Below are 13,842 nucleotides of genomic sequence, written 5' to 3' on the forward strand. Positions count from 1 at the left end.
CCGCTTTTTTCCCCTTAAAAGGGGAGGCTTCAAGGCGCTAATTATTTAATAATTAATAATTAATAATTAATAATTCATTCGGTAAAAATTAAAAATCAAATCAATTATTATCCATAAATTATCAATTATTTCCCCCTGTTCCCTGTTACCTCTTTTCTGGAGATGTCTATTGCTGATGTAATACCAATTTTAAAAAAGAATGTTACAAATAATAAGCAGTATTAAAATAATTTGTAGGAAATATCTATTGGACGAAAAAGATAAATTACTACATAAGAAATGCTATAAAACCTATTCCCATACAACTCCTGACTCCAGTCTCCTGACTCCTAAGCAGTAACCTAAGTATTTGTAGCAAAGATTTATCAAACTGGTGTAACTCTAATACCAAATTCATTTCTAAGCTGCATATAATAATATCTCCCTCGGGGTTGACTGTAAATCGAGATAGACAAGTTAATAAATTTCATAATTCTGTGCCACTTCACATAAAATTGGTATAATACCCAACACCTACTACCTAAGACCTACGACCTAACACCTAATTCTGTGCAGCCTCATATAAAATTGGTATAAGAGTAGAAGCAACTAAAACTGAGTTAGAAATACCAGAGTCCCAGCTTTCATCACAACCAAATTAATCTGTAGTTCCTTTAACAAAAAACTGACAAACTTTTACTTTTTTACCCAACTATTGAACCTAGTCAATTTTTTTTATGGTAATTTTAATTTATACACTACGAATGACTTGTTAAGTAAATATGCCTTTTCATAAGAAAAAATGGATAGAATTACTGTTGACATTAAAAGGCTCTGTCATACCTGGAGTTTGGCAACGAGTAGTAGTTGCAATGGCTTTTTCTTTAATAGTTACCATTATTTATCAGAGTGGACTTCTGTGGATTCATCAACCAATTTTAGCTAGTTTAATCCCCGGTGTTGTTTTGGGTTTGTTATTAGTTTTTAGAACAAATACATCTTATGATAAATTCTGGGAAGGGCGAAAACTGATTGGGGGAATAATAATTTCAGGTCGGTCTTTATCAAGACAAATGTGGGTAAATATTCCTGAAAAAACTCCAACAGATACAGAAGAGAAGAAGGCAGCAATTTTACTTTTAGCTGGTTTTCTAATGGCAACAAAATTACATTTAAGAAATGAAAATATCGATCAGCAACTTCAGTCAATTATTAGCAAAAATCAATATTTAGAACTGAAAGAAGTTAATCATATACCTTTGAGAATTGCTAAATGGATTGGAGATTATTTCCGAAAAATCTATGACCTTAATTATATAGACAGTATTCAATTATCTACTTATAATCAAATTTTAGATTTAATGGTAAAAGATGAAACTAGCTGCGAAAGAATTGTCAATACACCTATTCCTTTAGCTTATGCAATTCACTTAAAACATTTATTATTTTTATATTGTTTTGCTCTGCCTTTTCAATTAGTAGCTGAGTTATCTTGGATAACTATTCCTGCTACAGGAGTAATTAGCTTTGCTTTATTAGGAATTGAAGCAATAGGACTAGAAATAGAAAATCCTTTTGGTTACGATCCCAATGATTTACCCTTAGATAAGATGTGTAATCGACTGTTGTGGGATATTGAGGAGTTAATGAGTTCTGATTCTCGAAAGGAATATTTAGTTGAATAAATATAGAGAAGACTTTCTAGTTTTGAAAGCTAGTTTTGAAAGCTGTGAACAGAAAATCAAATGCTTGATACAAATAGGAAAGCTTTCAACAATTAATTAGGGTTTGCTGATTAAATCTAAAAGTATTAGACATCTCCTCCAAAAGAGGGAGTAGGCAGTAGGCAGTAGACAGAAATAATTGATAATTTCTGTGTAATAATTGATTTTTTTTTGGATTTTTGGAGATGTCTTATTGACTGGAGTTTAGACTAAATTTCGGGATCTTCAGATAATTTGCTCAGAAGCAATGAAGACTTGAAACTCAGAACCCTTGGGGAATATCAGGGGTGCAGATGTTTTCAATGCTCTTGATTATTTTTCTTTTTTGGCGAGGCAAGGGTGAAGCTGACTTTATTCAAACTATTTAAAAAGTCTTTCCAGGGCACAATTAACCCATAGCACAAGCTGTGGATAATTGACTGAAAAGTCTTTGTAATGCTGCAATGCGAAATAGTTTCAGTCTTGTTGGCCTATCTCACTATTCTCCCTCGGCAAGTTTCCGGCCTGCCTTAATTAGTCTAAACTCCAGTTATTGACATATAACCCACATTCTGAATTTCAATTTGCAACATTAAAATACGTTATTATTTTCTCCTGAATTGCAGAATTGCTGGATTCTGACTCCTAATTTTTTATACTACGTTTTGTCGTGCGGAATGTAGGATATAAAGACAAGTGCCTTTTTAGAGTCGAATTGCAGTGTGCCTGTTTCAGTCTAAAACGCTCATGCATGGAGCGTATTTTAGGCGCATAGTTGGACATAAAAATCAAGGGACAATTCTTACTCCTACCTCCTTGCTCATTCCCCGTTCCTCCTGTCTCATGTCTCCTACCCCTACTAAAAGACTTTTGAATGCAAACCCTAATTATCAATTATCCATTCAATGAACTCTCCTTTATTAAAGATAGAGTATTGATGCTCAAAAAATACTCTCTTAAATCTCAAGGTTGCTTGAAGAATGGCGCTCTCCGATCAGGGGAGCGTCGCGAGGAAAACCAATTTAATGTTGCGATTCTTAAGATAATATGCTATTATTGCCAGAATAAGGCTGCTGGGCTAGCAGTGTCAGTCTGTAGAGCTACCGTAAGACCGAAAAAAGGTTCAGCCTTGGAGGCAGGTGCTACGTTTCGCTTTCCTACGGAATGAAGGGCGCAAACGCGACATGTTTGCGAAGCATTCCGTAGGAAAAAGCGCAACTCCTCTGTCAAGAGGCAGCAAAAAACCCCTATCAGCGATGTTAGGGAATCCCGCGTTTCGCATGAGCGCAACGTTGTAGAATAAGCTTTAAGCTGGTGTTTAATGCCAGCAATTTTTTTGATTAATATTTTCTAGGTTTAGCTATGCCACTTTCAAGAGCTAGCGGTATTCTACTGCACCCTACATCCTTCCCAAGTCGCTTTGGAATTGGTGACTTAGGTAACGAAGCATACAATTTTGTCAACTTTTTAAGAGATAGTGGACAGCAAATTTGGCAAATTCTACCACTAGGACCGACAGGTTTTGGTAATTCTCCCTATCTAGCTTATTCGGCAATGGCAGGAAATCCTCTGCTAATTAGTCCAGATAAACTACAAGACCGAGGGTTACTCAGTGAGGAAGACTTATCTGATTTGCCAGAGTTTCCAAACGATCGAGTAGATTTTGATTTAGTCAGAGAATTCAAGCACTCCATACTAAAAAAAGCCTACGATAATTTTAAAACAAAAGAATCTGAGGAAAAACAAGCATTCTATGATTTATGTGCTAGTAAAGCTTTTTGGTTAGATGATTATGCTTTTTATATGGCCCTGAAACAAGCCCACCAAGGAGCTAGTTGGCATACCTGGGATCTGGAAATTGCCCATCGTCAACCAGCAGCATTAGAAGAATGGCAGCAACGTTTGGCCGATGAAATTCAGTACCATAAATTCGTTCAATTTGAGTTTTTTCAACAATGGGACGAGCTGAAAAGTTATGCCAATGAACAAGGAATCAAAATCTTTGGCGACATTCCTATATATGTGGCCCATGATAGTGCTGATGTTTGGGCACATCCGGAAATATTTTGCCTAGATGGAGAAACAGGTGAAGCATCTTTGATGGCAGGTGTCCCCCCAGATTACTTTAGTGAGACTGGTCAACTATGGGGCAACCCAGTTTATCAATGGGATAGATTAGAACAGGAAGATTTTCTGTGGTGGGTGCAACGTATTCAATCAATGCTTAATAAAGTGGATTTGATTAGAATTGACCACTTTCGTGGTCTAAAAGCTTATTGGGCAGTGCCAAAAGGTGAAGCTACAGCCATAAATGGTGAATGGGTCGATGCACCAGGTGAAGCTTTTTTTGAAACTATTAATGAAAAGTTAGGCTCTTTACCAATCATTGCTGAGGATTTAGGGTTGATTACTCCTGATGTAGAAGAATTGCGCGATCGCTTTGAATTTCCTGGTATGAAGGTTTTGCATTTTGCTTTTGACTCAGGTCCTGAAAATCCCTATTTACCCTACAACTATGCTTCTCCTAATTGGGTTGTTTATACTGGCACTCACGATAATAATACTACTGTGGGCTGGTTTAATAACCGTACTCCTGAAGAACAGGAAAGAGTTACTCGTTTTCTTGGCTGTACTTGTGGTAGTGGAATTCATTGGGATTTAATTCGTGTAGCTATGTCTTCGGTGGCTTCTATGGCAATTTTTCCCCTACAAGATATTTTTGGATTCGGAGAAGAAACAATGATGAATAAACCTGGAGTTCCTGAAGGAAATTGGAGCTGGCGCTACCAATCGGAAATATTAACTCCAGAGGTAAGCGATCGCCTTAAAGAAGTCACACAAATTTATGGTCGTGAGCCACAAAATCAGGATTCATAGTATTTAATTTTTAGTATTGCTGGACTGGGAAATTTTAGTATCAGTAGGAGTAAAAACAACTTCTTTTACTTCACCTGTTTTTCCCAGTTGCATCATTTGTCCGTTATTAATAGGTATTAGTATTCCTCCAGCATTTCCTGCGAATAAAACCAGTTGTTCTTGAGCTTCCCAAGTCTTCTGAGTCCCCTGCACTAAAGTATCTTCAAATACTATTTTTCCATCTATTTTTATTGACACCCAGGAGTCTTCTTTGACAATTACACTCACTGTTAAAGATTGTTTTTTATTTTGTTTTTCTAAATTTGCTGTTGTTATTTTATCTGTGGATTTTTCCTCAGTTTTAGTATTACCCGAAGATTTTTCCTCAGTTTTAGTACTACCTGAAGATGCCTGAGCTAAATCACTTTGATTTTTTTCTTTTCTATAATTATTAATTTCTGGTTTTTTTCCTAGTATATAATAGCTACTCATTACACGGGGCAACAAACTAACTGACAATAAAATAATAGATATATATAAAAAATAGAGATGATGTGGTCGTAGCTGAGGCATTGATAGATTAAGAAGAGATTTTTTGCTGGTTTCTTGAACTTTTTCAGTTGGAAACAAGTTTGCTAATTGCTCTCCATTTAATCCCATAGAATCTGCATATCGCTTGATTAAACCTTGGGTATAAACAGGCTCAGGTAGTTTTTCTAAATTACCTTCTTCTATAGCTTCTAGCAAATTAATTCTAATCATTGTTACTATTGCCACTCTTTCTAAAGAAATAGAATGTTTCTCTCGAAATCTTCTTAATTTATATCCTATATCTATTAATGTTTGATTTTGTTGCTCTTCAAAAGACAGTTCTTTTTCTTGATGAAAACGTTTTTTTAGTGATAATAAAAAGAAACTGTTTTTGATATTTTTTATTCCTGTCAAATTTACCATTGATTTAATTTATATAAACTATTACTTTTGTCGTTATTAGAGTGATACTGATAGGATAATAATTAATTTATTGAGATTAATAATATTCTGAATTATCTGTAATTAGGATTTGCTGAAAAAGTCTTTTAGTAGGGGTAGGAGACAGGAGACAGGAGACAGGATAAATGGGAATTATAGAGGAGGTATTCGGAAAAATTGTCCCTTGATTTTTCTGCCATAATACTCCCAAAATACTAGCTTTTTGCAGCTCTTTCCCCTGAAAAGCTGGCACTTTTTTCGACCAAAAAATGCTAAAACCTTTATCTGTCAATGCTTTGATATTTAATCAGCAAGCCCTAATTAATTTAATCACTAATTTTCATTTAATCACTAATTTTCATTTGATAACTCCTACAATATATTACTAATATCATTGTTTCAAAAGCTTTATACTAGATATATTGCGATAAAATCAGCAAGATTTATCTAGAAAAAATCATGAAATTGTATGTGGATGTTTGACTTATTATACCCACTTAACTCAAAGTCTTAAAATTCTCTAAGTTTTAGCTTAATTGATAATTTTTATTGATTTGGTCGTGCAAAAAGTTAATTTCAAAATCTTTTAGAGGTCGGTAATGACCACTAGGCAAAACAGACCCTCCAGGTATCTGCAACTGGATTTGGCCAATTGCAGTACGGTGTAGTTTCACAACAGGATGTCCTAATTTTTCTGCAACTCTACGAATTTGCCGATTTCTACCTTCAGAGATAACCACTTCTAAAAGGGTTTGAGAATTATTACTTTCTTCTAGAACTTTAACCCGAGCAGGTAAAGTTTTTTTACCAGATAAGATAATACCCTGACGCCACAACTTTAATGTCAATTCTTGGGGATTACCTTCTACCAATACTTGATAAGTTTTGGGAAGACAATGTTTGGGATGGGTCAAACAATATGTAACTCGACCATCATTTGTGAGGAGTAATGCCCCTGTAGAATCTGCATCTAAGCGTCCTACTGGATGAATCCCCTTCCCATTCTGCAATTCTGAACTTAGAATATCTAGAACTTTACTACGTCTACTAGGTTCTGAACAAGTGGAAATTACCCCTATTGGTTTATTGAGCAATAAATATATAGATTTAGGACGGTTTTCTGGTCGGAGGGGCAAACCATCAACTTCAATGCTGTCCAATTCCGGATTGGCTTTTTCACCTAATGGGATAACTATACCATTCACTTTTACTCGTCCAGCTATAATCATTTGTTCGGCTTGACGTCGAGAAGCTATTCCCCACTGAGATAATATTTTTTGTACTCTTTCACCCATACTTTTCAGTTGATTACTTTTGTCGATTCAGATTATTAGTCAATATATAGCAATCCTATTTGAGTCTTCATTAATTGATAATGGATAATGGATAATTGATAATTACCTCTGGTTAAAACCGTTACGGAATTGAAAATAAGGAAATATTATTTCTTCTCTTGGTTGGTTGGATATGGTGAGGAAACCCATCCATCCGGAGGCCGCTTTTTTCCCCTTAAAAGGGGAGGCTTCAAGGCGCGAATTGCTTAATTATTAATTATTAATAATTCGGTAATTTTTTGGTTATAGATAGGTTATATATATTGGGTTGAAGGTAGAATAAAAAATAAATATATCGAAATATAGAAATTTTTTACAACCCCTATAAGGAGTGTTATATTGTTCTAATATCAAGTTGCATTGATTAACCAGAATATAAAAAAATGAAAAAGATGGCATACTCCTCAAGAGTCATCTTAAGACGACTTAAACTATTAGCAAAGTGAGCCATATCATCCGCCAAGAAATAAATTTATTGGCTCAAAGCAAAAGTCATCTTTAGTCATCTAAAGATAGCTAATTTATTATGGCTAATTAATGAGACTTGATATAAATTTATAATAAAAGCAACATATAGCAATCCTAAATTGGTTGCGGGTAATCAAAAAGTAGATAAAAAAACTGAAACTCTTACCTGTTCCCTCCATACCTGTTCCCTCTCTATGGTCAGCATTCCGCAAGCGAGCTGACGGCGACGCGGGGTCTGACCGCTGTTCCCTCAAAACAGTAAGATTTTTATACACAAATAAAATAGGATTGCTATATAGTTTTTAGCATTTTAATTTGAGCCTACATTCCGCACTTCAATTTGTAACATAAAAATTAGTATAAAATCCTGAGGTTGCTTAAGTATTTATACTATATAAATTATCTTCATTCACCTCGATCAGGAGTCAAATATTAATCATAAATACTTGCTGAATCGTTGATTTCTATTGACCATTATAATTTTCTTCTAAAATTCTGTCTCCTGTCTCCTGTCTCCTGACTCCTTCTTATATACTACATTTTGTCGTGCGGAATGTGGGTTTGAGATATCAACAGAAAATAAGATATTTTAAGGATAAGCATTCAGCTAGCTCAATGAAGTAAAAATTCGTTTAACTTATACTACATTTTCCACCCATAACAAAAGAAAGACTTGTTTTGAGTTTTTCACTCATACAATTCAAGCTAATGAAGTGATAGCTGTTAATGTTAGAGTTAGATCCTCTGTAAGAGGCAGCTCCTCTGTATATCATCAGGATGTCACGCACCTGCAACGTATTTCTGTCATTAAGACTGACAGGGAAGCAATCTCAAATCCTAATTCTTCGTACCTTATGCGTAAGTCCTAATCATGTTCGGACTAAAAGCGTGATAAAAAAACTTTTTTCTTTCCAGCCTTTTCTTATCTTTCCTATGGAATGCTGCGTAAACAGCATAAATGCTTTCTACCTTCTGCCTTCGTTTATCATGCTATAAAATTTATGCCACTATAATCAATAGTTAAATAGTTAAGGTTTGCTGAAAAAATCAGAAAAGGGTTGAAATGTTCCCAGTGCAGGCATCTTGACCGCTATAGTTGTACCTCACCCCTGGTGTAATCTGCTGTATCAAAAGCTGGAACTCAGACAAAGCAAGATTTTTCCCTCTATCAGTCCTTCCTTCTTCCTTCTGCTATAAAATATGCTAAGTAGAGCAAGCTAAAAAAAAGACCTTACATTTTTAATAAAAAAAACCCTCAAGGCATAGGACAGAAAAATTAACAGACCATTTTTCCGACTATCTCCTCTGTAACTCCCATTCCTCCTGACTCCTGACTTCCCCTCCTGGGAGCAGGGCTGTTTCATCCGATGTGAAAAACAGAGGGGAGATGGGGAGATAGGGAGAATTTTCGAGCCAATAGTCGGGATATAAGCCAAATTTATCCATCCATACTCGAAGGTAAATTAACGAATTGTTAGTCATTCGAGTTGATTGAACTAGACTAAATAGTTCAGATTTTCATCACTAAATTTGCTGAAAAACTAGCAAATAATGGTTGATTTCCTGAACCCTCTATCCCCCTATCCCCCTATCTCCCTAAATCGTTGACTTACGATACTTTGAAACAGCCCTGCCTCCACGGTTGGCGTTAGGGGTGGGTTGACTCCTACCCTTACCAAAAGACTTCCATAAGCAAACCATAATTATAAAACTAACTATAATAACTTAATGGTGTCTTTGATGAATAAAAATTTACCAGAAGTAAATCAAATATCCGATTCTGATGTTACTGTTGAAAATCAAGATAAAATATCGACTCCAAGAAAGAGTAAGATTGTTAGTAGATTTTTATCCCCTGCGTTGAAATTTTGGTTAAAATCTCAACTAGAACAGGTAGAACAATTAAAAGTTCTAATTGAAGGAGGCGATCGTCAAATTCTTACAGGTAAAATTCCGCAGGTTTCTGTTACTGCTTCTAATGTAGTTTTTAGAGGATTGAATTTAACTGAGATAGATTTATCTGCTACTGGAATTAGGATTAATATTGGTCAAATTATTAAGGGTAAACCATTGAAAATTTTAGAATCTTTTCCTTTATTTGGTAAGCTTAATTTACTACAATCCGACTTTAATGCTAGTCTACAATCTCCTCTCTTAGCTCAGGCGATCGTTGAATTTTTAACTCCATTATTACCTTCAGATTTTTTAGAACAGCTAGAACAACCAATTAGTTTGTATGACCAGAAAGCTGAATTTTTTCCAGGTAGACTACATTTCTGTACTAATTTTTTGTCTACATCAGATGAAAAGATTTCCTTAAGTTTGCATACTGATTTAAAGCTTGCTAGTAGCTGTGAATTGTTGTTGGAAAATCTAGAAATTCAGGTTTTGCAACAGTCTAGTTATGACTTTTCAAATAATATCAAAATTGACTTAGGCTCTGATGTTGAACTAAAAGAATTAACATTAAACTCTGGTCAACTTACTTGCCAAGGTGGTTTAACAGTTAACCCATAACTTCAACGATACAAAATTCTAAGTATTGAGAAGTGGTAAAAGTAGAGTAAAAAAATAATATATGAGGGGTGCAGTAAAAACATAACTATCCGTGCGGTCCAGAATCCCTCCGTGTCCAGGAATTAATTGTCCAGAATCTTTCACACCTGCATCTCGTTTCATCATCGATTCAGTCAAATCTCCAAGTAGACTGGCAATACCTACTACTAAACCCAAAGCAGCACCTGTCCCAGGTAAACCAGGCCAACCTAAGTACCAAGAACCTACTGTCGCGACTACCATACTACCAACAACTCCAAATACTGCACCCTCCACAGTTTTTTTGGGGCTTATTTCTGAAAGTCTAATTCGGCCAAAGAATTTTCCCACAAAATAAGCACCAATATCAGCAGCCCATATACAGCAAAAACCAAGTAGAGTAAATGTTAAACTCGGAGGCCAACTCAAAGGGTTTATCCATGAAATATCCCAGTAATTTCCTAGTGAAATTTTATCTATAACTGTTTGAGGTGTCTGTAACTGAGCTTCTAGTCCAACTCTGAGTCTAATCCAATAACTCGGTAGATATCCACCATAAAATAGACCTAAAATTGATGATGCGATATCAGCGATCGTAGCTAATTTTGGCTGAAATAGTAGATAAAAACAAATTAGAGTCCCTGCTAAGGTAAATATAGCATCTACTAAATCAGGAGCTAGAGCAGCTACTACTAAAATAACTTGACTTAATGCTAGGGTAGTTTTGGCTGCTGGTGCAATACCTTTGGTGCGTGCTAGTTGAAAATATTCTTGTTGGCCCAGGTACACGATCACTCCCATGCCTACTGTAAACCACCATCCCCCGAAAATAATCATTCCCAAAGCAACAGCGATCGCCACTAATCCACTAATAATACGAGACCAAGACATAATATGTACAGATTTAGATAATATATATTATCATATATATAATAGACACCTCCATAAATCAAAAATAAAATCAATTATCGTACAGAAATTATCAGTTCTTTCCCCCTATTCCCTCTTTTGGAGGAGATGTCTAATGAAGTCGCTGCTCCTGAAGTCCCTATCTGCAATTCATCTCAACACCGATACTAAGAATACGGTGTGAGCCTTCTTGCAGAAACAGGTAAAATTCAGTCTATTTTTTCACCACTAAGGATAAATATGGGATTAATTGCTGCAAAAGTCTGATGTATACCTCTTGTCTCTAAACGATTCAGTGCAGGTTGAACTACTTCTACATTGCGAACCTGTAAATCGGCAAAACTTTCAGAAATAGCATAAAGACTTTCTAGATTAGCAGCAGTGGCGATGACTCGACCTTGGGGTAACAATCTTTTCCAAACTGCTTGGAGTATGGCCTTGATGTGACGACCTCCCTCTATACAGACACGACTGGGCGCTTCAGTTAAACTATCTAGACATTCAGGAGCACTACCTTCAACTACTGTGACATTCTCTACTCCGAAGCGATCGCAATTTCTCCGAATTAAATTTGCTACTTCTTCATCCCTTTCTACGGCAATAATTCGGCCTTGAGGACAGATGAGACCTGTTTCGACGGGAATAGTCCCTGTTCCTGCACCAATATCCCAAACAATAGAGTCTGATTGTAATCGTAAATAAGATATTAACAGTAAGCGGACTTCTCGCTTACTCATGGGAATGCCAGGCAAACGTTCAAATAAGTCATCTGGAATACCAGGAGTAACATAAGGCCAAAGTGGAGAGGGCATATATTAATTTATAAATATATCAATATTAACTTTATCAAAGCTTCTCCTAATATCTACACACTTTAATGGTTTTGAGAGTTGGGTCACTACACCCAGTTATTATCCCACCCAATGCTCGGACTTGTTCAAGTATTTTCAAATGCTGTTGAGTAATAATTTCACCAGGCATTAATACTGGAATACCCGGTGGATAGGGACAAATAAGTTCAGCACTGATACAACCTAAAGATTTTTCTATGGGTAAATAATCTTTTTGGGCAAAGAAGGCATCTCTGGGAGAAAAAGGAATTGAGGAATCAATTAAATAATCGTCAATTTCTGTCTTAAAGTCAGTGAGCTGGTTAAATTTATTTCTACAATTTTGCTCTGCTAAATTTACTAGAGCATCTATTAATTGGTCAATATCTGCCTTTGTATTTCCCAGAGAAATAATAAATGCCAGACTTTTGAAACTTGGTAACTCACAGGTAACACCTAATTTCTGATGCAAAATTTCATCAGCTTCATACCCGCTCAAATCAATATCAGAGACTTTTACTGTTAATCTAGTTTGGTCAAGAGCAACAAATCCAGAATTGATCGGGAAAGGCAGAGGGCAGGAGGCAGAAGGCAGAAGGGAATTGTTCCTCCTGTCCTCTGGGTATAAAACTCCATCGTCTACAGGATACCTATAATTGCTTGAGGTTTTATACCCCATCCCATTGTTCCTTCTGCCTTTGATCGAGAAAGGTAATTTTTTCCCCTCATTATTAGTTAATAAGTCTGAATTTCCTGGTGAGTTAGTCAAGCTTCTTATTTCTTTGTCAAATACAGAAAAATTTGGCAGTTGACTAATTCTATTTCTAGCATCTCTAGCTAATTCTAAAGTCTGACTCATTAGTTCTTGACCAAACAAAGCCATTTGTTGACGGGCAGCATCGAGAGATGCCAAAAGTAAATAGTTTGGACTACTAGACTGTAGCATTTGTAGGGCTTGGCTGAGTCGGTAGGAGTCTATGCGTTTACTGCCAAGGTGCAACATTGAGGCTTGAGTCATTGCCCCCAATACTTTATGAATGGATTGTACTGTTAAATCTGCTCCACCTACTAATGCTGGAGTTGGTAACTCTGGATGAAAAGCAAAATGTGGACCGTGAGCTTCATCTACTAATAAGGGAATATTATATTTGTGGACTTCTTGGGCGATCGCTGCAATATCTCCACAAACACCATGATAGGTAGGATAAATTACCATTACTGCTTTGGCGTCTGGATGTTTTGCTAAGGTTTGGGCAATAGATTCAGGAGTGATGCTTAGAGCAATATCCCAATCTGAGTCATATTCTGGATGGATAAAAATGGGAATTGCTCCAGATATAATTAGCCCTGAGACTACTGACTGATGAATATTCCGAGGCAAAATAATTTTATCCCCATTCCCACAAGTAGCAATAATTCCAGCGATAATTCCAGTAGTCGAGCCGTTGACTAGAAATTTGGTTTGTAATGCACCAAAAGTTTCTGCTGCTAATTCTTGAGCTTCTTTAATTACACTTTCTGGGGCAAACAAGTTATCCAATTCTGGTAATTCTGGTAAGTCTGCTAGAAATACTTTTTTACCTAATAAGTCATTAAGTGGTTGTGGAATGCCTTTTCCTTGTTTATGTCCTGGTGCGTAGAAAGGAGCATGAGATTTTTGGGTAAGACTTTTGAGAGTTTGAATTATTGGTGCTTTGGTTTGGTCGAGCATTTCATACCGTTTCACGGAAGTCAGAAGTCAAAAGTCAGAAGTCAGAAGTGATATTTTTAACTTTGTCTAGCAGAAGTCCCGCATCATAGTTAAATTGATGCCGGGATGAATGCGTCCTAGCCCTGAATCATTTTATCTACTTCTAAACGTTTATCTTCTAAATTATCAGGTAAATTATCTATGAAATCACTTATTATTTGAGTCATCGTTTTTTGCTTTTTGACTGCATATAATCTCAACTTATCTAATCTTTCCTTACTTATTCGACAATGCAATGATTCTTTCATAACTATATGCTGCAATTGTGTACACAAACTATTATAATATAAGTATGGTCGAAAAGGGAAATAAAGATGAGAATAGCCTACCAATATAAGTTGCGTCCAACAAAGGAGCAAGCCGACAAAATAGAGAAAACTCTGGATATGTTGCGACACCAATATAACTATATGTTGGCAGAAAGATTTTATTGGTGGGAACAAAATCGTTGTCCGATTAATGCTTGTCCTCTTATTTGTCATCTTCCCGAATTAAAAGACCGACCA

Annotated in this window: 9 protein-coding genes; 4 read left to right on the forward strand and 5 right to left on the reverse strand. The window is 36.0% G+C overall.

Annotation, left to right across the window (positions count from 1 at the left end; all coding sequences use genetic code 11):
• Positions 1-761: 761 nt before the first annotated feature.
• Together F6K54_RS26935 and malQ are read left to right on the forward strand one after the other, a co-directional pair.
• On the forward strand, positions 762-1,664 hold the full coding sequence (locus F6K54_RS26935) for a bestrophin family protein (RefSeq protein ID WP_293084426.1): 903 nt from the start codon (positions 762-764) through the stop codon (positions 1,662-1,664).
• Positions 1,665-3,044: 1,380 nt separating this feature from the next.
• Positions 3,045-4,559, forward strand: coding sequence for a 4-alpha-glucanotransferase (gene malQ, locus F6K54_RS26940; RefSeq protein ID WP_293084429.1), 1,515 nt, complete (start codon positions 3,045-3,047; stop codon positions 4,557-4,559).
• Positions 4,560-4,562: 3 nt separating this feature from the next.
• Here the strand turns inward: malQ and F6K54_RS26945 are convergent, their stop codons facing one another.
• Both F6K54_RS26945 and F6K54_RS26950 read right to left on the reverse strand, forming a co-directional pair.
• Positions 4,563-5,492 carry a RodZ domain-containing protein gene (locus F6K54_RS26945; protein ID WP_293084432.1) on the reverse strand — a complete coding sequence of 310 codons (930 nt, stop codon included), beginning with the start codon at positions 5,490-5,492 and terminating at the stop codon, positions 4,563-4,565.
• 545 nt (positions 5,493-6,037) lie between these two features.
• Complete coding sequence (locus F6K54_RS26950) at positions 6,038-6,805, reverse strand: pseudouridine synthase (RefSeq protein WP_293084435.1); 768 nt, start codon at positions 6,803-6,805, stop codon at positions 6,038-6,040.
• Positions 6,806-9,052: 2,247 nt separating this feature from the next.
• Here F6K54_RS26950 and F6K54_RS26955 point away from each other — a divergent pair.
• Positions 9,053-9,829, forward strand: coding sequence for a DUF2993 domain-containing protein (locus F6K54_RS26955; RefSeq protein WP_293084449.1), 777 nt, complete (start codon positions 9,053-9,055; stop codon positions 9,827-9,829).
• Between the two features lie 18 nt (positions 9,830-9,847).
• Here the strand turns inward: F6K54_RS26955 and F6K54_RS26960 are convergent, their stop codons facing one another.
• The 3 genes from F6K54_RS26960 to F6K54_RS26970 form a co-directional block, all read right to left on the reverse strand.
• A complete protein-coding gene (locus F6K54_RS26960; protein ID WP_293084438.1) occupies positions 9,848-10,738 on the reverse strand; it encodes a phosphatidate cytidylyltransferase in 891 nt (296 codons plus the stop codon).
• Positions 10,739-10,965: 227 nt separating this feature from the next.
• Entirely contained in the window at positions 10,966-11,568 is a 603-nt protein-coding gene (gene cbiT / locus F6K54_RS26965) for a precorrin-6Y C5,15-methyltransferase subunit CbiT (RefSeq protein ID WP_293084441.1), read from the reverse strand.
• 46 nt (positions 11,569-11,614) lie between these two features.
• A complete protein-coding gene (locus tag F6K54_RS26970) occupies positions 11,615-13,297 on the reverse strand; it encodes an aminotransferase class I/II-fold pyridoxal phosphate-dependent enzyme (RefSeq protein ID WP_293084443.1) in 1,683 nt (560 codons plus the stop codon).
• Positions 13,298-13,650: 353 nt separating this feature from the next.
• Here F6K54_RS26970 and F6K54_RS26975 point away from each other — a divergent pair.
• Positions 13,651-13,842, forward strand: a 192-nt coding sequence (locus F6K54_RS26975) for a helix-turn-helix domain-containing protein (protein ID WP_293084446.1), incomplete at its 3' end; no start/stop codon positions are given.

The sequence above is a fragment of the Okeania sp. SIO3B5 genome (assembly GCF_010692555.1).
Taxonomy (GTDB): Bacteria; Cyanobacteriota; Cyanobacteriia; order Cyanobacteriales; family Microcoleaceae; genus Okeania.

Excerpts from the sequence above, each read along its gene's own strand:
- cbiT (WP_293084441.1), bottom strand. The coding sequence starts at position 11,568 with ATGCCCTCTCCACTTTGGCCTTATGTTACTCCTGGTATTCCAGATGAC.
- F6K54_RS26950 (WP_293084435.1), bottom strand. The coding sequence starts at position 6,805 with ATGGGTGAAAGAGTACAAAAAATATTATCTCAGTGGGGAATAGCTTCT.
- F6K54_RS26955 (WP_293084449.1), top strand. The coding sequence starts at position 9,053 with ATGAATAAAAATTTACCAGAAGTAAATCAAATATCCGATTCTGATGTT.
- F6K54_RS26945 (WP_293084432.1), bottom strand. The coding sequence starts at position 5,492 with ATGGTAAATTTGACAGGAATAAAAAATATCAAAAACAGTTTCTTTTTA.
- F6K54_RS26960 (WP_293084438.1), bottom strand. The coding sequence starts at position 10,738 with ATGTCTTGGTCTCGTATTATTAGTGGATTAGTGGCGATCGCTGTTGCT.
- F6K54_RS26970 (WP_293084443.1), bottom strand. The coding sequence starts at position 13,297 with ATGCTCGACCAAACCAAAGCACCAATAATTCAAACTCTCAAAAGTCTT.
- malQ (WP_293084429.1), top strand. The coding sequence starts at position 3,045 with ATGCCACTTTCAAGAGCTAGCGGTATTCTACTGCACCCTACATCCTTC.
- F6K54_RS26935 (WP_293084426.1), top strand. The coding sequence starts at position 762 with ATGCCTTTTCATAAGAAAAAATGGATAGAATTACTGTTGACATTAAAA.